This is a genomic window from Kribbella voronezhensis (assembly GCF_004365175.1).
Taxonomy (GTDB): Bacteria; Actinomycetota; Actinomycetes; order Propionibacteriales; family Kribbellaceae; genus Kribbella; species Kribbella voronezhensis.
Map to the genome: position 1 here is coordinate 1072238 of NZ_SOCE01000002.1, position 18746 is coordinate 1090983.

The 18746-nt window shown below is 68.3% G+C and carries 17 protein-coding genes and 1 riboswitch; of the genes, 11 read left to right on the forward strand and 6 right to left on the reverse strand.

The features are described from left to right. Positions 1-18: 18 nt before the first annotated feature. A complete protein-coding gene (locus tag EV138_RS32205) occupies positions 19-1704 on the reverse strand; it encodes a ribonuclease J (RefSeq protein ID WP_133983638.1) in 1686 nt (561 codons plus the stop codon). 127 nt (positions 1705-1831) lie between these two features. Further along, positions 1832-2719 carry a RecB family exonuclease gene (locus tag EV138_RS32210; protein WP_112238935.1) on the reverse strand — a complete coding sequence of 296 codons (888 nt, stop codon included), beginning with the start codon at positions 2717-2719 and terminating at the stop codon, positions 1832-1834. Positions 2720-2965: 246 nt separating this feature from the next. Here EV138_RS32210 and EV138_RS32215 point away from each other — a divergent pair, with 246 nt between their 5' ends. The 5 genes from EV138_RS32215 to EV138_RS32235 all read left to right on the forward strand — a co-directional run bounded on the left by EV138_RS32215 (position 2966) and on the right by EV138_RS32235 (position 10345). Next, positions 2966-4117, forward strand: a complete 1152-nt coding sequence (locus tag EV138_RS32215) for a site-2 protease family protein (RefSeq protein WP_238158526.1) — start codon at positions 2966-2968, stop codon at positions 4115-4117. A 227-nt stretch (positions 4118-4344) separates the two neighbouring features. Beyond that, the gene (locus tag EV138_RS32220) at positions 4345-5301 is read left to right on the forward strand and encodes a tRNA (adenine-N1)-methyltransferase (protein ID WP_133983639.1); all 957 of its coding nucleotides are present in this window, start codon (positions 4345-4347) and stop codon (positions 5299-5301) included. A 69-nt stretch (positions 5302-5370) separates the two neighbouring features. Beyond that, a complete protein-coding gene (gene arc, locus EV138_RS32225; RefSeq protein WP_133983640.1) occupies positions 5371-7116 on the forward strand; it encodes a proteasome ATPase in 1746 nt (581 codons plus the stop codon). A gap of 186 nt (positions 7117-7302) precedes the next feature. Then, positions 7303-9507, forward strand: coding sequence for a M66 family metalloprotease (locus tag EV138_RS32230; RefSeq protein ID WP_133983641.1), 2205 nt, complete (start codon positions 7303-7305; stop codon positions 9505-9507). Between the two features lie 496 nt (positions 9508-10003). Beyond that, positions 10004-10345 carry a hypothetical protein gene (locus EV138_RS32235; protein ID WP_133983642.1) on the forward strand — a complete coding sequence of 114 codons (342 nt, stop codon included), beginning with the start codon at positions 10004-10006 and terminating at the stop codon, positions 10343-10345. On the opposite strand, the gene EV138_RS32240 is transcribed toward EV138_RS32235, so the two are convergent. Genes EV138_RS32240 through EV138_RS32255 form a run of 4 tightly spaced genes read right to left on the reverse strand, consistent with a single transcriptional unit; the run spans position 10342 to position 13078 of the window. Continuing rightward, complete coding sequence (locus EV138_RS32240; protein WP_133983643.1) at positions 10342-11124, reverse strand: hypothetical protein; 783 nt, start codon at positions 11122-11124, stop codon at positions 10342-10344. The two genes, EV138_RS32235 and EV138_RS32240, sit on opposite strands and share 4 nt — an antisense overlap. Further along, complete coding sequence (locus EV138_RS32245) at positions 11121-11801, reverse strand: RNA polymerase sigma factor (RefSeq protein WP_133983644.1); 681 nt, start codon at positions 11799-11801, stop codon at positions 11121-11123. The genes EV138_RS32240 and EV138_RS32245 overlap by 4 nt, the downstream gene beginning before the upstream one ends. 36 nt (positions 11802-11837) lie before the next feature. Next, positions 11838-12581 carry a phosphotransferase gene (locus EV138_RS32250; protein WP_133983645.1) on the reverse strand — a complete coding sequence of 248 codons (744 nt, stop codon included), beginning with the start codon at positions 12579-12581 and terminating at the stop codon, positions 11838-11840. Continuing rightward, positions 12578-13078, reverse strand: a complete 501-nt coding sequence (locus EV138_RS32255; RefSeq protein WP_133983646.1) for an NUDIX hydrolase — start codon at positions 13076-13078, stop codon at positions 12578-12580. Before EV138_RS32255 ends, EV138_RS32250 begins: the two co-directional genes overlap by 4 nt. Before the next feature lie 73 nt (positions 13079-13151). Between EV138_RS32255 and dop the strand changes: the two genes are divergently transcribed. The 6 genes from dop (at position 13152) to EV138_RS32285 (ending at position 18611) form a co-directional block, all read left to right on the forward strand. Beyond that, positions 13152-14672: a depupylase/deamidase Dop gene (dop, locus tag EV138_RS32260; protein WP_133983647.1), complete on the forward strand. Its 1521-nt coding sequence runs from the start codon at positions 13152-13154 to the stop codon at positions 14670-14672. Positions 14673-14730: 58 nt separating this feature from the next. Continuing rightward, complete coding sequence (locus tag EV138_RS32265) at positions 14731-14940, forward strand: ubiquitin-like protein Pup (RefSeq protein ID WP_112238945.1); 210 nt, start codon at positions 14731-14733, stop codon at positions 14938-14940. An 8-nt stretch (positions 14941-14948) separates the two neighbouring features. After that, positions 14949-15788, forward strand: coding sequence for a proteasome subunit beta (prcB, locus tag EV138_RS32270; protein ID WP_112238946.1), 840 nt, complete (start codon positions 14949-14951; stop codon positions 15786-15788). A 48-nt stretch (positions 15789-15836) separates the two neighbouring features. Next, the gene (gene prcA, locus EV138_RS32275; RefSeq protein WP_133983648.1) at positions 15837-16736 is read left to right on the forward strand and encodes a proteasome subunit alpha; all 900 of its coding nucleotides are present in this window, start codon (positions 15837-15839) and stop codon (positions 16734-16736) included. Between the two features lie 479 nt (positions 16737-17215). Further along, entirely contained in the window at positions 17216-17749 is a 534-nt protein-coding gene (locus EV138_RS37510; protein ID WP_166678834.1) for an NUDIX hydrolase, read from the forward strand. 133 nt (positions 17750-17882) lie between these two features. Then, positions 17883-18611: a class I SAM-dependent methyltransferase gene (locus EV138_RS32285; RefSeq protein WP_133983650.1), complete on the forward strand. Its 729-nt coding sequence runs from the start codon at positions 17883-17885 to the stop codon at positions 18609-18611. A 37-nt stretch (positions 18612-18648) separates the two neighbouring features. Next, a riboswitch (ZMP/ZTP riboswitch) is annotated at positions 18649-18740 on the forward strand. The last annotated feature ends 6 nt before the right edge of the window (positions 18741-18746 follow it).

Here is an 18746-nt window from a genome sequence, read left to right on the forward strand (position 1 = left end):
GCCTCACTCGGCAGGTGATCAGGCGTCGATGACCACCGGGATGATGACCGGGCGGCGGCGCCAGTGGCGGTAGGTCCAGTTGCCGACGGCGCGGCCGACCAGCTCCTCGAGCTGGTGCACCTCGCCGATGCCTTCGCGGGCCGCCTTGGCGAGGGTGTCCTCGATGATCGGCTCGACCGCCTTGAAGGTGGTGTCGTCGTGCACGAAGCCGCGGGCCAGGAAGTCCGGTGGCTCGGCCAGCTTGCCGGTGTGTGCGTCGACCAGCAGGACGACGGTGACGACGCCCTCCTCGGCCAGCGCACGCCGGTCCTTGAGGTTCGCCTCGGTGACCCCGCCGACCGTCATCGCGTCGACGTAGACATACCCGGCGTCGACCTTGCCGGTGATCTTGGCGCGGCCCTGGTCGAGGTCGACCACCACACCGTCCTCGGCGATGATCACTCGATCAGTCGGTACGCCGGTGGCGACGGCGAGCGCGGCGTTCGCCTTGAGGTGCCGGTACTCACCGTGGATCGGCATCACGTTGCGCGGCTTGACCAGGTTGTAGCAGTAGACGAGCTCGCCCGCGCTGGCATGGCCGGAGACGTGCACCTTCGCGTTGCCCTTGTGTACGACGTTCGCGCCCCAGCGGATCAGGCCGTTGATGACCGCGTAGATCGCGTTCTCGTTGCCGGGGATCAGCGAGCTGGCCATCAGGACCGTGTCGCCCTCGCCGATCCGGATCATGTGGTCGCGGTTGGCCATCCGCGACAGCGCGGCCATCGGCTCGCCCTGCGAACCGGTGCAGACCAGCGTGACCTTGCGGTCGGGGAGCTTCTCCAGCTCCTTCAGATCGACGATCAGGCCCTTCGGGATCTTCAGGTAGCCCAGGTCGCCGGCGATGCCCATGTTGCGGACCATCGAGCGGCCCACGAAGGCGACCTTGCGCCCGCCGGCCTTGGCGGCGTCGAGGACCTGCTGGATGCGGTGCACGTGGCTGGCGAAGCTGGAGACGATGATCCGGCCCGGCGCGGTCCGGAAGACCGTGTCGATGGCCGGACCGAGGTCCTTCTCCGCGGTGGTGAAGCCGGGCACCTCGGCGTTGGTGGAGTCGGTCATGAACAGGTCGACGCCCTGCTCGCCGAGCTTGGCGAAACCGCGCAGGTCGGTCAGCCGGCGGTCGAGCGGGAACTGGTCCATCTTGAAGTCGCCGGTGTGCAGGACGACGCCGGCCCTGGTCCGGATCGCCACGGCCAGACCGTCCGGGATCGAGTGGTTGACGGCGAAGAAGTCGCACTCGAAGGGCCCGAGCTTGCGCCGGTCGCCCTCCTTGACCTCGATCGTCTGGGGCTTGATCCGGTGTTCCTTCAGCTTGGCGGTGATGAACGCCAGGGTCAGCTTCGAACCGATCAGCGGGATGTCGCCGCGTTCCTTCAGCAGGTAGGGCACGCCGCCGATGTGGTCCTCGTGGCCGTGGGTCAGCACGATGCCGTCGATCTTGTCCAGGCGGTCCCGGATCCAGCTGAAGTCGGGCAGGATCACGTCGACGCCCGGCTGGTGCTCCTCCGGGAACAACACACCGCAGTCCACCACCAGCAGCCGGCCCTTGTGCTCGAACACGGTCATGTTGCGGCCGATCTCACCGAGCCCACCGAGCGCGACGATGCGCAGGGCGTTGTCCGGCAGGCGGGGCGGTGTTCCCAGGTCGGGATGCGGGTGACTCATAACCCGGACGGTATCCGAGAGTGGTGGGTGAACCCCGCACCGACCGGTGTGAACCCGACCTCAGCCACCCCAACCAGCCGCCCAGCCACCCGTCCGGGCAGCGCGCCGACACGCGCTCCGGCGGACATCAGCCGTCGACTCCGACCAGGTCGACACCGGCCGATTCCTGAGCGACCTCCTCGACCGAACGGGACGGCAGCGGCGGGGGAGTACCGCCCCAGGACGGGCAGAGCGCCTTGTGGTCGCACCAGTCGCACAACGGGCCCGGGCTCGGCCGCCAGTCGCCGGACTCCAGCGCCCGCGTGATCGCACTCCACAACGCGGTGACCTTGCGCTCGCAGGCCCGCAGATCCGCCTCGTCGGGGACGTAGCGGACGATCTCGCCGTTGCCCAGATACACCAGTTGCAGCATGGCCGGTACGACGCCGCGCAGGCGCCACAGCACCAGGGCGTAGAACTTCATCTGGAACAGGGCCTTGGCCTCGAAGAACTCGGACGGCGACCGGCCGGTCTTGTAGTCGACGACCCGGATCTCACCGGTCGGCGCCACGTCCAGACGATCGACGTACCCGCGCAAGGTCAGGCCGGAGTCGAGCTCGGTCTCGACGTACAGCTCCCGCTCGGCGGGCTCCAGCGCGTTCGGATTCTCCAGCGTGAAGTACTTGCCGAGCAGTTGGTGGGCCTCGGCGAGCCACTTCGCGAGCTCCTCACCACCGGCGTCCTCGGCGAACAGTTCCGCGACCTCGGGCTCGGCCTCGAGCACGTGCTGCCACTGCGGCTCGAGCATCTCGGCCGCGCGCTCCAGCGTCCGCTCGCCGGCCGGCAGATCGAAGAGGCGCTCCAGCACGCCGTGCACGACGGTCCCACGGACAGCTGCAGACGACGGCTTCTCCGGCAGCCGGTCGATCACCCGGAACCGGTACTTGAGCGGGCAGCTCATGAAGTCCGCCGCCCGGGACGGGGACAGCGCCCCGCGTGGGTGGCCGTGCACATCGACTGCCGCTGCAACACTCATACCCGGAAGGCTAGGCGAGAGCACCGACACTCCGCTCGCACGCCGCACTCGACCTGTGGACAACTCGTTCCTGGTCTCACCGCGAACTCACGGCTGACTCCCGGGAACCTGCGGAGTCCGCCGGGTCCGTTGTGGGCTCGCCAAGGAGCTCAGGCGGCTTCCGGGGGTCGCCAAGCACTCGACGTACGGCCAGCTAACCGTGGGCGTGTAGCACGGTGTTACCGGTGGACCAGTAGCGTTACCTCGATGTCGGAGTCGCATGATCCCCAGAGTCCCGCTCAGCCTGCCGGCCCACCGCCCGGCACCTGGGTGCTCGGCCGTGTCAAAGGGGTGCGGCTCACCATGCGGGTCACCTGGCTCCCGGTCGCCGTACTGCTCGCACTCGGCTTCTCGACCGTCATCGGCGAGCAGTTCCCGGAGCTGGGCAGCTGGCGGTACGTCGCGTCGTTCGCCTTCGTGGTCGCCTTCACCGTCTCGATCCTGATCCACGAACTGGCCCACGCGCTGGTGGCGATGCGATACGACATCCCGGTGACCGAGATCAACCTCGGCTTCTTCGCGGCCGGTACGCATATCGAGGGCGAACGGAAGACCCCGTTCGAGGAGTTCGCCATCTCGATCGTCGGCCCGCTCGCTTCTCTCGTCGTGGGCGGGCTCGCGTACCTCGGCTCGCGGGCGATCGACGAGGGCGTCGGCTATGTCGCGCTGTTCGAGCTCGCGCTGGCCAACCTGATCGTCGGCGTCACCAACCTGCTGCCCGGCCTGCCGCTGGACGGCGGTTGGGTACTACGGGCCTTCGTCTGGAAGCTGACCGGCAACATGCACACCGGGACGATCGCCGCGGCCTGGGCCGGCCGGCTGATCGCGATCTCGGTGCTCGCCGCGCCCGTCGTACTGGAGGAGGTCTTCGACCGGCAGCCGACCTTGATCGACTTCGTCATCGCGCTGCTGGTCGGCTTCTTCCTCTGGATGGGCTCGACCGCGTCCCTCATGCAGGCTCGCCTGCGCCGCAAACTGCCCGCCCTGCAGGTCCGCACCCTGGCCCGCCGAGCGATCGCAGTACACGCCGGTACGCCGGTATCGGAAGCCGTCCGCCTCGCCTCCGAGCAACGAGCCGGCGCGGTCGTGGTGATGGACGGCGAAGGCCGGCCCCACGCCCTGGTCTCGGAGTCGGCTGTCAACGCGGTCGCCCCCAACCAGCGCCCCTGGACCACCGTCGGCGAAGTCTCGACCCGCATCGCCGCCGGCCACATCATCGGCGTCAACGACACCGGCGAAGAGATCCTCACCACCCTCCGCAAGAACCCGGCCACGGAGTACCTCGTCCTCGACCCGAACGGCCAGGTCTACGGCGTCCTCGCCACCGCCGACGTCGAAGCAGCCTTCCGCACCCGCTAGTACGCCGCCCCCGCATCGCGCCCTCCTGCGTCGGCGCTCGACCCACCCACCCCAGAACGCCGCTCCTCCGTCGCGGCTAGAACTTCGCTCCGGCGCACCCGGTCCTCGGTGCTACGGCAGGCGACCCCGCGTGCTCCGTCTCCGCAGGCTGCACCGGCGTCGAGGGGTGCTCTCAGGAGGGCGCGATGCGGGGTCGGCGTACGGGTGGAAGTTAAGGTGAGCGCCTTATGTCTGATCTTCGTGATTTTCCTGATGCCTCGTTCTCCGGGGTGCACCATGGTCCGTTGCAGGCGGGCGAGTGGGTCACCTTGTCCGACTCCAAGGGGCGCCGGCACTCGGTGTTCCTGGAGCGGGGGAAGATCTTCCACACGACCAAGGGCGGGATCGAGCACGACGAGTTGATCGATGGGCCGGATGCGGTCGTTGTGCGGTCCAAGGGCGGCGTCGAGTACCTCGCGCTTCGGCCGTTGATGGCTGACTACTCGGTGTCGATGCCGCGGGGTGCGGCCGTGATCTATCCGAAGGACACGGCCCAGATCGTCACGATGGCCGACATCTTTCCGGGCGCCAAGGTGGTCGAGGCCGGCGCCGGGTCGGGTGCGCTGACGACCGCGCTGCTCAGAGCTGTCGGAATCCAAGGCCAGGTGATCTCGTTCGAGCGCCGGGAGGACTTCGCCGAGGTGGCCCGCAAGAACGTCACCGGGTTCTTCGGTGCTGAGCACCCGGCCTGGCGGTTGCAGGTGGGTGACCTCGTCGAGTCGCTCGACGAGGAGGACGTGGACCGCGTCGTACTCGACATGCTCGCCCCCTGGGAGTGCGTGGACGCCGCTGCGGGTGCCCTGGTGCCGGGAGGGGTCTTCTGCGCGTACGTCGCCACTACGACCCAGCTGAGCCGTGTCGTGGAGACACTGCGGGCTCACGGTGAGTTCACCGAGCCCAGGGCCTGGGAGTCGCTTGTGCGCGACTGGCACGTCGAGGGACTGGCCGTTCGGCCGGGGCATCGGATGCAGGGACACACCGCGTTCCTGGTGACCGCTCGGCGGATGGCGCACGGCGTACAGGCACCCCGGAAGAAGCGCCGGCCGGCCCCGGGCGCGTACGGCGACGACTATTCCGGACCCCGTAAGTCCGATACACCCGAAGACACGCCGCGGGCAACGGATTCATCCGCAACCGACACGTGATGGGATTCAGCTTGCTCAGTGAGGTTTTCTGGGTAAGGTCCATAGGGTCGAGCCCCACATGGTGAGGTGATGATCGTGGCTGGAGACGAGAGTCCTACCGCGGCAGAGCTGCGTAATCAGGTCAGGTACCTGGAGGCCGAGGTCGCAGCGTTGCGGCGGAGGTTGTTGGAGCACCCGGCGGACAGCCGGTCGCTCGAGAGCAGACTGTCCGAAACCCAGGCGTCCTTGGCAAGCGTGACCGCACAGAACGAGCGGTTGGCGGACACGCTGCGCGAGGCCCGAGAGAAGATCATCGCCCTGAAGGAGGAGGTCGACCGGCTGGCGCAACCGCCGTCCGGTTTCGGGACCTTCCTGGGCCGCAACGACGACGACACGCTGGACGTGTTCACCGGGGGACGCAAGCTCCGGGTCGCTGCAAGCCCCTCAGTCGACCTGGACGCGCTGAAGCTCGGCCAGGAACTGATGCTGAACGAGGCGCTGAACGTGGTCGAGGCCTGCGACTTCGAGGTCGTGGGCGACGTGGTGATGCTGAAGGAGTTGCTGGCCGACGGCGAGCGGGCTCTGGTGATCGCGCAGGCCGACGAGGAACGGGTCGTCCGGCTCGCCACGCCGCTGCTCGACATCGCCCTGCGGGCCGGTGACTCGCTGCTGCTGGAGCCCCGCTCCGGCTATGTCTACGAGAAGATCCCGAAGTCCGAGGTCGAGGAGCTGATCCTCGAAGAGGTCCCGGACATCGACTACACCCAGATCGGTGGCCTGGCCGGCCAGATCGAGCAGATCCGCGACGCGGTCGAGCTGCCGTACCTGCACAAGGACCTGTTCCTGGAGCACGAGCTGAAGCCGCCGAAGGGCGTCCTGCTGTACGGCCCGCCGGGCTGTGGCAAGACGCTGATCGCCAAGGCGGTGGCGAACTCGCTGGCCAAGAAGGTCGCCGAGCGGACCGGGGTGGAGGGGCAGAAGTCGTTCTTCCTCAACATCAAGGGCCCCGAGCTGCTGAACAAGTACGTCGGTGAGACCGAGCGGCACATCCGCCTGGTCTTCCAGCGGGCCCGGGAGAAGGCCTCCGAGGGCATGCCGGTGATCGTGTTCTTCGACGAGATGGACTCGCTGTTCCGCACCCGCGGTTCCGGTGTCTCCTCCGACGTCGAGAACACCATCGTTCCGCAGTTGCTGAGCGAGATCGACGGTGTCGAGGGCCTGGAGAACGTGCTGGTCATCGGCGCCTCCAACCGCGAGGACATGATCGACCCGGCGATCCTGCGGCCGGGCCGCCTCGACGTGAAGATCAAGATCGAGCGGCCGGACGCGGAGTCCGCGCGCGACATCTTCTCGAAGTACCTGACCACGACGCTGCCGCTGCACGCCGACGACCTCGCCGAGTTCGGCGGGGACAAGGCCGAATGCGTCAACGGGATGATCCAGCGCACGGTCGAGCGGATGTACACCGAGGCCGACGAGAACCGCTTCCTCGAGGTCACCTACGCCAACGGTGACAAGGAGGTCCTGTACTTCAAGGACTTCAACTCGGGCGCGATGATCCAGAACATCGTCGACCGGGCCAAGAAGATGGCGATCAAGGCCTTCCTGGACGACAACCAGAAGGGTCTGCGGGTGCAGCACCTGCTGCAGGCGTGCGTCGACGAGTTCAAGGAGAACGAGGACCTGCCGAACACGACCAACCCGGACGACTGGGCCCGGATCTCCGGCAAGAAGGGCGAGCGGATCGTCTACATCCGCACCCTCATCTCCGGCAAGCAGGGCACCGAGCCAGGCCGCTCCATCGACACGGCCACCAACACCGGCCAGTACCTGTAACCACACAACCCCAGCCGCCCCGGTCCGCTCGGACCGGGGCGGCTGGTGCTTGTCCCGCCTGCTCCGACGATCCGCGTACTGCGGCCGCCTGCTGCTGAGGTGTCGACAGCGGGCGGGAGGCGTGCTTGCCTTGCTGCAGGGGAGCGCTCGGGGGGAACTGGGCGCGTGGCTACAGGGGGTGGGCGCATGCCCAGGTTCAACGTATCCGGAGTCTTCCAGCAGTTGGCCCAATCGGACTGGCTCAAGCCGTTTCTGGCCGGCATCTACATCGACGGCGTCGAGGTCACTCAGGTGATCCAGTACCGCAAGGCGGCTGAGCACCTGACCGATCCGGGCGATCGGGGAGCGGACAACTCGGTCCGGCTGGTCGCCGACAAACCGGCGTACGTGCGGGTCTACGTCCACGCGCTCTTCGCCGACGTGTACGGCGTACAGGGCACCGTGGTGATGCAGCGGATGAAGTACGGCGTCTGGGTGGACAGCGGGACGCTGGTGGCGCAGTACCCCGGAGTGGTGACCGCGCCGGCCGATCCGGACTACGCGACCGAACGGAGGTCGTTGAGCAACAGCCTGAACTTTGTCATCCCGGCAGCGCTGATGCGCGGCACGTTCCGGTTGCGGGTGACCGTCGAGGCCGCGAGCAACAAGCGGTACCGGGCCGAGCATCTGCAGACCGTCGACGCCGGGCTGCTGCAGAAGCTCAAGGTGCGGATGATCCCGATCAAGTACTCCGGCGACGACCTCAACGGCAACCACGTCGACCTGCCGTTGCCGACGCTGGCCGATCTGCAGTCGACCGTCGTCGACACCGTGAACTGGTATCCGGTCTCCCACGTCCCCGAGCTGTCGGTCGCCGGCCAGATGAACTGGTTCGTCCCCTTGTCCGGCGCGATCCTCAACGGCAAGTGCCCGGACGTGTGGAACAGCATCCTCGCCTGGATGTACCTGGTGAAGCTTGCCGACGGCGACAAACCGGGCTGGCTGTACTACGGGATGCTGCCGAGCGCGATTCCGCTCGACGGCACCGGCGGCTGTGGCGGTGGCGGAGCCGGCGTCGGGACCGGACCGGTCGGCCAGAGCAACAGCATGGGCCACGAGTTGGGGCACGTCTTGACCTTCCAGCACTCACCCTGCGGTCAGACCAACGATCCGTACATCGACCCGAACTATCCGGCGTACGAGCCGTACGACAGTATCCAGAACCGGATGGCCTCGATCGGGGAGTACGGGTTCGACATCACCGGGCCGACCGTGCTCAGACCTGGCATCGGCCGCGACTTCATGTCGTACTGCTTCCCGCGCTGGCCGTCGTTGTACCAGTACCAGCGCATGCTGCAACACGAACACCTCAACCCGAGCTGGCTACCGGGACCAGGAGACGCGCGGCCGCCGAACGTCCAGCTCGACCTGGACGGGCCGATCCCGCACTACATCCCCGATCCGCCGCCGGACTGGGGGAGTGCGCAGGTCAGGCCGATGCTCGTGCTGCTCGGCCGGATGGTCGACGGGCAACTGGAGGTTCAGCACGTCATCACTCTGAACACCACACCGTCGCAGGACGGCATTCGGCTGCCGGGCACTTCACTGCACTTCATCGACAGGCAGGGGCAGCTCCTCTCGCAGGCGCCGGTCTACCTGGTGGAGACGCTGGCCTGTGGTGGTTGCGGCGGTGGCGGTGGGTGTGGTGGATGCGGGGACAAGGCGGCTCTGGACCAAGGCGTGATCCGCGCGATGGTCCCGGTGGCGCCGGAGGGCGGGACGCTGCGGATCGTGCGCGACGACGAAGAGGTGTGGATGCGGGAGCCCGCTGACGCGCCGCCGTGGATCGAAGGTCTGCAGGCCGAGGCGACCGCGGATGCGCTGCGGGTCAGTTGGCACGAAGAGGTGTACGTCGACAAGCCGCTGCGACTGCTGCGGTGGTCGGGCGACGACGGGCAGACCTGGCAGAGTCTCGCGGCCGGGCTGGAGGCAGGTGAGGCGACGGTGTCGATGACGCCGATGTCGGCGGGTCCCGCGCTGGTACAGCTGATGATCTCGGACGGCTTCCACACGGTGGTGAGCGACAGCGTGCGGGTCGACGTACCGTGGCGGGCTCCGGATGCGGCGATCCTCGCACCCGCGGCCGGATCCACTGTCCGGGCCGGCTCGTTGGTCCGCCTGTGGGCGCTCGCCGGCGACGCGAGCGGCCGGCCGTTGTCGGGCGACCAACTCCGCTGGGAACTCGACGGCCAACCAGCCGGAACCGGCACGGAGGTCTTCGCCGACCTCCTCGACTTCGAGGGCGACCACCGAGTCGTCCTAACCGTCGACGACGGTTCCTCCCGCACCGTCCTCACCACCACCTTCACCGCCTCCGACAACGGCCACCCACCACACCGCCATACCCGCTGACCTCGTACGCCGGAAAGGCCGCCCACGCAGGCTTCTACGTCGCCTGCCCCCCACCCCTACTACGGCGGCTCCTCCGTCGCCACCTCGCACCTTCACCCGTACGCCGAGCCGCAGCGAGCGGCTCGACGATCGACATGGCGAACCCCCGTTCTGGCCCACTTGTGACCAGGGGAACTGTCGTCAACCTGCGGGCCTCGTCTATGACGAGCGATCCGAGGCGTGGTGGGCGCCGGCCGACCACCGCACGTTGCTCATCTCGTTCCATCCGCGCCCGGCTGCAACGCAAGGCTCTGAGCATCCGGTGTGGAGACTCCGAGGGACGGGGAGTGTGCGACGTCGCAGCTGGCGTGAGCGGCTCCTTGCAGTGCTGGTTCGTACCACCGATGCGGTGTGGTTGCCAGGGCGGTAGGTCTACCGGAGCCCTGGGTTGAGGACGGGGCGGGGGTCAGGGTTTCCCCCTATCCCATGGGAGCGTTTGCTGGCGTACCTTCGGGCTATGGCGACGGAAGAGATCCGTAAGGACCTGCGGGCGGCAGTGGCGGCGCGGCAGGAGCTGGGGCCGGACTACGAGCCCGAGATCATCGAGGGGTTCCTCGCGAAGCTCGACGCGCACACCGCCCAGCACCTCGCCACGCCGCCGGTGCAGGCGCCGAAGCCGAGCCGGGAAGGCGACCCGGGCGGTCTCGCGCTCGCGATCGTGTCCGTGACCGCCGGCATCCCGATCACCGCGATCGCAGCCGCCCAGGAAGGCGCTTTCGCCATCGTCATCTGCTGGGGCGGCCTGGTCGGCATCAACCTGGCCCGCTCCATCTCCCGCTTCATCAGCCGCCAGCCCTAGGGCAGCGGTACCGGATTGCCATATTTGTCGAAGGCCCGGAACTCGGTGCGGCCTGATGCGCCGCGGTCAGCGAAGTTGTCGGTGTAGGCGACGCCGTCCAGCACGACGCCTTCGTACCAGGCGGGACCGATCGCCCCGATCGTGCGCGACTGGATCCGGGCAATTTCGGGACGCACCCGATGCAGGCCCCAGGTCTCTTCGTACGTTGTCGACGTCCCGCCGCCGACCGGACTGCCTATCAGGACGTGCGTCAGTTCATCGATCGTCACCAACCCTTGCGCGGGCGTCGGCTGAAGCGACCAGGCAAAGTCAGAGGCGGCGTGCCCGTGGCCTCCGGAGGCGGTACAGAACACGAGGCCGGGGTTCTCACCTGGGGGAGACACCCTCAGGAGTGCCACTACGCCAGTGAGCTTCTCGTTCTCCATGAAGGTGGAGAACCACCGCACCTTACGGCTCCACAGGACCTCTGTGCGCTGGGTCGGTGAAGTGGGGCAGTTGCGTTGAACCTTGGCCAACTCAGCCGGGCTGGCCGGGCCGAGGTCGACCTTGATCGCGTCCGGGACGGGCGTGCTGGTGATCGGTGGTGCGGTGTTGTCGCCGCGGTGGGCGGCGAGGGTTGCTCCGGCGATGACGGCGGCGACCGCGGTCACCGCTGCAACCGGGACGGCCCAGCGACGTGGCGTACGGCGTACGGGAGAAAGCATGACGCGATCGTGCAACCGGGCGCGCTGCTCCGCGGACAGCGGCGGTACCAGGGGCGGCTCCAGCTTGGTGGTCATGAAAGCTCCTCGGAGAGAGCGGTACGGGACAGGAGGTCGGGGAAACGGCGGCGGGTGCGGTGGAGGCGGGCTTTGACGGTGCCGACCGGTACGCCGAGCGCGTCGGCGGCTTCCGCCGTCGTCAGGCCGGACCAGACGACCAGTTCGAGCGTCTCCCGTTCGTGCCGGGGAAGCTTCGCCAGCGCCTGGCGGATGGCGGACATCCGGCGTTCGTCGTCGAGCCGGCGCGCCACTTCGGCGGCGTGGTCGGTCTCGGGCGGCGGATCCGGCAGCCGTTGCAGCAGGTTGCGGAGCCGTTTCGTGGTCCGGAAGAGAGAACGGCATTCGTTGCCTGCGACGACCAGCAGCCAGCCGCGGGCACTCGAGGCGGTCAACGGGCCCGGTGGGTCGCGCTGGAACCGCCGCCAGGTGCTGAGGAAGGTCGCCTGGACCACGTCCTCGGCGGTGGCCCACGAGGCGGTACGCCGGAACGCGAAGGCGTAGACATCGTCGGCGTACCGGTCGAACAGTTCGCCCAAGGCGGACTGATCACCGGAGCGCATTCGGTCCCACACCTCGGCGTCGGGCGTACTGCGGAGGCTCGGCCCGGGCGGGATGTTGCCAGGGCTCGGCCCGGTGGGCTCTGGAGATCCGGCGGCCATCGGTGGCTCCGTCTCGTCGGTCAGGATGATCTTCACACCGGGGAGTGACCGCTCACCTGGTCGATGGTTGCATCAGAGGCGGGCCAGGACCCCCGAGAGACCGCTCTCCACCAACTCCGGGCGATCTGTGACGAGGCCGTGGACGACCTCGTACCACGGGCCGAGGCGATGCCAGTCGTACGCGCGGCGGACCAGTTCGTCGCTCGGCCGGTAGGTCTCGGCGACGCCTTCGGAGAGCGCTCTCGGAGCGGCGTGCAGCAGCCAGGAGAGGTCCATCGCCGGGTCTCCGATGTGCGCGTCGGTCCAGTCGATGATCCCGGTGATCCGACCGTCGTACACGCGAAGGTGATCCGGCCCGAGATCGCCGTGAACCAGCGCGGTGTTGACACCGCCGATGCCGTCGAGCAACGACGCCCCGCGCGAGCGCTCCGGTTCCGGCAGCAGTGGCAGGACCTTCTCGCGCATCTCCGCCATCACCTCGGCCCGCTCGGCCTCGGCAGTTGCCGGATCCAGAGCCCCATGCTCGACAGCTGCGACCGGATCCACCTCGTGGAGCGCTTTCACGAACGACCCGAGCTCGCGGCCCAGCGCAGTACTGGCTTCGGCCAACGGCTCACCGACGAGCAGACGATGCCGTACGCCGTCCTCGGTCAGCTCCGGGATGGGCACCGGGAGCGGGAGTTGAGGCGCCAGCCAGGGCAGGAGACGGGCCTCGGCCAGGAGACGTGGACGGACCTCCTCGCGCCGAGGGGCGCGGTGCAGCCAGTCGCCGTCCAGCCAGGCGCGGCTGTCCCAGCCGTTGTCGGTGACCGTCACATGAACGACCTCACCAGCGGGCCGACCAGGGCGGCCGTGTCGGGCATCACCGGCCAGGAAGGATCGTCCAGCTTCGCGATCAGCTCGGCCGGGGACATCCAGGCGCCCCACGCGACCTCCTCGGGCTGGTGCACGACCGGACCGTCCCAGACGCAGCTGTAGAGATAGGCGTGGTACGACGTGGCGTCGTCGGCATAGTCGCCCTCGGGGAGCTTCACCAACTCGACTCCGCTGATCCCGAGCTCCTCGGCCAGCTCGCGCACCACCGCGTCGTACGGGTCCTCCCCGAAGGCGACGACGCCGCCGGCCATGAAGTCGTAGTACGACGGATACACGTCCTTCGTGGCGGTCCGGCGGTGGACGTAGATGTCGCCGGCGCTGTTGCGGACCAGTACTCCGGTGGCGGCATGGCGGAGGTTGTCGCGCCGCATCACGGACCGGGGCGCACTGCCGCACACCCGGCCGTCGGAGTCCAGCAACGCCACGAGTTCGTCCATTTGGGCAGTCTCACACGTAACCCTGTGGACACTTCAACGCATTTAGTCGGCCTGACCGCGTAGGCTCGATCGTATGAGTGTTCGGCGGATCATGGGCACCGAGACCGAGTTCGGGATCTCGGTGCCGGGCCAGCCCGGGGCCAACCCGATGCTGACCTCCAGCCAGGTGGTGAACGGCTATGCCCAGACGCAGCCGCTGGCGCGCAAGACGAGGTGGGACTTCGACGAGGAGCACCCACTGCGGGACGCGCGCGGCTTCGACCTGAGCCGGGAGGTGGCCGACTCCAGCCAGCTCACCGACGAGGAGACCGGGCTGGCCAACGTCATCCTGACCAACGGCGCGAGGTTGTACGTCGACCACGCCCACCCGGAGTATTCGGCGCCGGAGTGCACCAACCCGCGCGACGTGGTGGTCTGGGACAAGGCCGGCGAGCTGGTGATCATGGAAGGCGCCCGGCAGGCCCGGCAGATCCCCGGCGCGCCCCCGCTGAACCTGTACAAGAACAACACCGACAACAAGGGCGCGTCGTACGGCTCGCACGAGAACTACCTGATGCGCAGGTCCACGCCGTTCGCGTCGATCGTGCGGCACCTGACGCCGTTCTTCGTCAGCCGCCAGGTGGTCACCGGCGCGGGCCGGGTCGGGATCGGCCAGGACGGCAACGCGCACGGTTTCCAGATCAGCCAGCGGGCGGACTACTTCGAGGTCGAGGTCGGCCTGGAGACGACGCTGAAGCGCCCGATCATCAACACCCGCGACGAGCCGCACGCGAACCCGGACCGCTACCGGCGGCTGCACGTGATCATCGGCGACGCGAACCTGTCCGAGATCTCGACCTACCTGAAGGTCGGTACGACGTCGCTGGTGCTGGCGATGATCGAGGACGGCTGGCTCACCGACGACCTCAGTGTCGACCGGCCGGTGACCGCGCTGCACGAGGTCAGCCACGACCCGACCTGCACCCACCTGCTCACCTTGAAGGACGGCCGCAAGCTCACCGCCGTCCAGCTGCAGGTGGAGTATCTGGAGCAGGCCCGCAAGTATGTCGAGGACAAGTACGGCGACGACGCCGACCGGCAGACCAAGGACGTCCTGCAGCGCTGGGAGAGCGTGCTCGACCAGTTGGCCATCGATCCGATGAAACTGTCCGACCAGCTCGACTGGGTCGCCAAGCTCAAGCTGCTGCAGTCCTACCGCGACCGCGACGGCCTCGACTGGGACGACTCCAAGCTGCACCTGGTCGACCTGCAGTACGCCGATCTCCGCCCGGACAAGGGGCTGTACTACAAGCTGGTCAAGGCCGGCCGGATGCAGCGCCTGGTCAGCGACGAGGAGATCCGGATGGCCGTCTCGCACCCGCCGACCGACACCCGCGCGTACTTCCGCGGCCGCTGCATGCAGCAGTACGCCGGGCAGGTGGCCGCCGCCTCCTGGGACTCGGTGATCTTCGATCTGCCGGGCAAGGAATCGTTGCAACGCATCCCTACTTTGGACCCGTTGCGCGGTACCAAAGCGCATGTTGGGGCCTTACTTGACCAGTGCGACACCGCGAGTGACCTGGTTCGCACCATTACTGGGGGCGCTGCCGGGTAGGGTCGCTGTAGAAGGTCGGTTGGGCGGCCTTCCACTGCGGTTCTAGGAGGTGTGTGCCATGGCGAAGGACGGCGGACAGCAGCACAAGCAGCCGAAGCGTTCGACGACCGAGGAAGAGGTCACCGAGGTCAAGTCGACCGAGGACGCCGCCGAGCGCAAGGAACGGCTCGACGACGACGTGGACTCGATCCTCGACGAGATCGACGAGGTGCTGGAGGAGAACGCGGAAGAGTTCGTCCGCGGTTTCGTGCAAAAGGGTGGGGAGTGAACCGCTAGATGACATTCGATGCCTCCGGCCGGTTGCCGGAAGCCTTCCTGGTCCCAGGTGGCTCGTCCTTCATGGACTTCCTGGCCGGGCACGCGCCCGACCTGTTGCCCGGACGACGCTCCCTGGGATCGGCAGATTTCTCCGCCGACGTCCCGCACGGTACGACGATCGTCGCGGCCACCTTCCCCGGTGGCGTCGTGATGGCCGGCGACCGGCGGGCCACGATGGGCAACATCATCGCCCAGCGTGACATCGAGAAGGTCTTCCCCGCCGACGAGTACTCCGCGGTCGCCTTCGCGGGCTCGGCCGGTTTCGGGATAGAGATGGTCAGACTCTTCCAGGTCGAGCTGGAGCACTACGAGAAGCTCGAGGGCACCACGCTCAGCCTGGACGGCAAGGCGAACAGGCTGAGCGCCCTGATCCGGGGCAACCTGGCGATGGCGATGCAGGGCCTGGCCGTGGTGCCGCTGTTCGCGGGCTACGACGAGGACATCAAGGGCGGCCGGATCTTCTCCTACGACGCCACCGGTGGTCGCTACGAGGAGCATCACTTCCACAGCGTCGGCTCGGGGTCGTTGTTCGCCCGCGGCGCGCTGAAGAAGCTCTACCGGGAGGACCTGTCGGCGACGGAGTGCGCGACGGTCGCGGTCCAGTCCCTGATCGACGCGGCCGACGACGACTCGGCGACCGGTGGGCCGGACATGTTGCGGCGGATCTTCCCGGTGATCGGCGTGGTCACGGCCGACGGCTACCAGCGGTTGCCCGAGGACGAGGTCGCCTCGATCGTCGACAGCGTGTGGGCCGCGCGGCACGAGCGTCCCGACGGCCCCGCGTCCTCGCTGACCTGAGCCGTTCGCTGACCTGAGTCTGCCCGCGCTTCGAAGACAAGGATTTCCATGAGCGTTCCGTTCTACGTCTCTCCCGAACAGTTGATGCGGGACCGGGCGGACTTCGCCCGGAAGGGCATCGCCAAGGGCCGCAGCGCGATCGCACTGCAGTACGCCGACGGCATCCTGTTCGTGGCGGAGAACAGGTCACCCGCCCTGCACAAGGTGGCCGAGATCTACGACCGGATGGCGTTCGCCGCGGTCGGGCGGTACAACGAGTTCGAGAACCTGCGGATCGCCGGCGTCCGGCTGGCCGACATGCGCGGGTATTCCTACGACCGGCGCGACGTGACCGGCCGGGCGCTGGCCAACGCGTACGCGCAGACGCTCGGCGCGATCTTCTCCTCCGGCGGCGAGAAGCCGCTCGAGGTGGAGATCCTCGTTGCCGAGATCGGCAACAGCACCGCCGACGACCAGATCTACCGGCTCACCTACGACGGCTCGATCGCCGACGTCCGCGGCTACGCCGTGATGGGTGGCCCGGCCGAGCAGGTCGCCGACTACATCGGCGAGCACTACGCCGAGGGCATCTCGCTGGCCGGCGCGCTCCGCCTCGCGGTGGACGCGCTCGGCCACGACGGCACCGAGGTCCGGCAGCTCGAGCCGGACCAACTCGAGGTCGCGGTCCTGGACCGGACCAGGAGCCAGATGCGCAAGTTCAAGCGGATCTCGGAGGAGACGCTGGCCCGGATCCTGTCCGAGTCCCGGCCGGAGTCCTCGCCGACGACGGACACGGGCAGCCACACCGAGCCCGCGGCCGAGTCGGTCAACGGCGGCAACTACGAAAGCGCCGACGCCGCACCGGATTCGTCCACGGACGCCGCTGACGACGCCCCGGTCGCCCCGCCGGTCGAGGACGACACCCCGGTCGCCCCACCGGAGGACCCGGACACCAGCAACCCGCTGTGACAGCAGACCCGACGCCCGCCGGGGGACCAGCCTCCCCGGCGGGCCCTGCTCATCCCGGCGCATCAGCCTCCCCGGCGGGTGCTGCTCATCCCGGCGCATCAGCCTCCCCGGCGGGTGCTGCTCATCCCGGCGCATCAGCCTCCCCGGCGGGTGCTGCTCATCCCGGGGCATCAGCCTCCCCGGCGGGCCCTGCTCACCCCGGGGCATCAGCCTCTCCGGCGGGTGCTGCTCATCCCGCGGCATCAGCCTCTCCGGCGGGTGCTGCTCATCCCGCGGCATCAGCCTCTCCGGCGGGTGCCGCCGGTCCAGCCGGCGGACAAACTTCGCCGTCGGAGCCAGCTGCCGGCCCCGAGCCGGGATCTTCTCCCGCGGCGCAGGCGGCCGCCCCTGAGCTCGGACCTGCCACGGCGGCGAGTGCTGCTGATCTCGCCGGGGGAGCTGCTTCGCCGGTTCCGCGTGCTGCCGATCCCGAGCCGTGGGTGTTGCTGGAGGAGAAGCCGGGGTACGACGGGTTCCTCACCGTCAAGCGCCGGCGTTATCGCCTGCCGGACGGCCGGGAAGTGGACTGGGACGTGTTCGGTCCGGAGCTCGATTCCGGGTTCAGTTCGGGTGTGACCGTGCTGCCGCTGACGCCGGAGGGCCGGATCGTCACGATCCGGATGTTCCGCGCCGGCCCGGATCAGGTCGTCACCAACCTGCCCGGTGGTCTGGTGGATCCGGGCGAGGAGCCGGCGGACGGCGGTCGCCGCGAGCTGGAAGAGGAGACCGGCTACACCTGCGAGTCCATCGAGGTGGTCGGCTGGATCTGGGCAGCCTCCTCATCGGTCTTCCGCAAGTACGTCGCGATCGCCCGCGGCTGCCGTCCGGACGGCCAACAACACCTGGACGAGACCGAGGATTGCGTCCCCGTCGAGCTCACCGTCGAAGAGTTCCGCGCCGAACTCCGCACCCCCGGCCAGATGACCGGCACGGATGCCGCCTATGTCGCTCTGGACCACGCCGGCCTGCTCTGAGCGGTCCGGCGTAATACCTCGCTCTGGACCACGCCGGCCTGCTCTGAGCCGTCCGGCGTAATACCTCGCCCGTCCGAGCCATGCCAGCGTTATTGCGTTGTGTGATCGTCTGATCGCGCTCTAGCGTGCGCGGATGACTGATGACCCGTTCGGCGACGAGCAACTGGTCGAGTTGTACGACCTCGACAACCCGTCCGGCATCGACCACGACTTCTTCCGCGCCCTCGCCGACGAACTCGAAGCGACGAAGATCATCGACTTCGGCTGCGGCACCGGCCTGCTGACCCGCACGCTTGCAAAGCCAGGTCGCAAAGTCATCGGCATCGACCCGAGCAAGACCATGCTCGACTACGCCCGCAGACAACCCGGCGCCGACACCGTCACCTGGATCGACGGTGACCTGACCGCGGTCGAGCAGTCCGGCGACGCCGATCTGGTGCTGAGCAGCGGCAACACGATGATGTACGTGAGCGGCCTCCCCGCCGCCCTGAGCGCCCTCCGTGGAGCCCTCAAACCAGGTGGCGTCATCAGCTTCGAGAGTCGCAACCCCACCACGCGCGCCTGGGAGCAGTGGACCCGCGAAGCGACGTACGGCGAACGTGACACGTCGGCCGGTCGTCTTCGCGAGTGGATCGAGGTCATCGACGTCGACCAGGGCCGGGTGGTATTCGACGCGCACAACGTCTTCGACGACGGCCGCGACGCCGTGTTCAGGAACGTGCTGTATTTCCGGACGGTCGAAGAGCTCACCACCGCCCTCGAAGAAGCGGGCTTCGGCGGGATCGAGGTACGCGGAGGCTGGCGTGGTGAGGCAGTGACGGACGCGTCTCGCTTGCTCGTGTTCCGGGCTGCCGGGAGCTGACACCGGCAGCGCCGCCGGGGGAGGACCGCTAAACTCGGTGCCGGACCGCTACTGGCGTTGAGGTGGAAGACCACCGGGGAACGGTCCGTCGGCCTCGCCGACCTGAAGCCGCGCGCCTGGGCACCCGACCTGTTC

Excerpts from the sequence above, each read along its gene's own strand:
- EV138_RS32285 (WP_133983650.1), top strand. The coding sequence starts at position 17,883 with ATGACTGATGACCCGTTCGGCGACGAGCAACTGGTCGAGTTGTACGAC.
- arc (WP_133983640.1), top strand. The coding sequence starts at position 5,371 with ATGATCGTGGCTGGAGACGAGAGTCCTACCGCGGCAGAGCTGCGTAAT.
- EV138_RS32240 (WP_133983643.1), bottom strand. The coding sequence starts at position 11,124 with ATGACCACCAAGCTGGAGCCGCCCCTGGTACCGCCGCTGTCCGCGGAG.
- EV138_RS32215 (WP_238158526.1), top strand. The coding sequence starts at position 2,966 with ATGTCGGAGTCGCATGATCCCCAGAGTCCCGCTCAGCCTGCCGGCCCA.
- EV138_RS32205 (WP_133983638.1), bottom strand. The coding sequence starts at position 1,704 with ATGAGTCACCCGCATCCCGACCTGGGAACACCGCCCCGCCTGCCGGAC.
- EV138_RS32220 (WP_133983639.1), top strand. The coding sequence starts at position 4,345 with ATGTCTGATCTTCGTGATTTTCCTGATGCCTCGTTCTCCGGGGTGCAC.
- EV138_RS32230 (WP_133983641.1), top strand. The coding sequence starts at position 7,303 with ATGCCCAGGTTCAACGTATCCGGAGTCTTCCAGCAGTTGGCCCAATCG.
- dop (WP_133983647.1), top strand. The coding sequence starts at position 13,152 with ATGAGTGTTCGGCGGATCATGGGCACCGAGACCGAGTTCGGGATCTCG.
- EV138_RS32210 (WP_112238935.1), bottom strand. The coding sequence starts at position 2,719 with ATGAGTGTTGCAGCGGCAGTCGATGTGCACGGCCACCCACGCGGGGCG.
- EV138_RS32235 (WP_133983642.1), top strand. The coding sequence starts at position 10,004 with ATGGCGACGGAAGAGATCCGTAAGGACCTGCGGGCGGCAGTGGCGGCG.
- EV138_RS32255 (WP_133983646.1), bottom strand. The coding sequence starts at position 13,078 with ATGGACGAACTCGTGGCGTTGCTGGACTCCGACGGCCGGGTGTGCGGC.
- EV138_RS32265 (WP_112238945.1), top strand. The coding sequence starts at position 14,731 with ATGGCGAAGGACGGCGGACAGCAGCACAAGCAGCCGAAGCGTTCGACG.
- prcA (WP_133983648.1), top strand. The coding sequence starts at position 15,837 with ATGAGCGTTCCGTTCTACGTCTCTCCCGAACAGTTGATGCGGGACCGG.
- prcB (WP_112238946.1), top strand. The coding sequence starts at position 14,949 with ATGACATTCGATGCCTCCGGCCGGTTGCCGGAAGCCTTCCTGGTCCCA.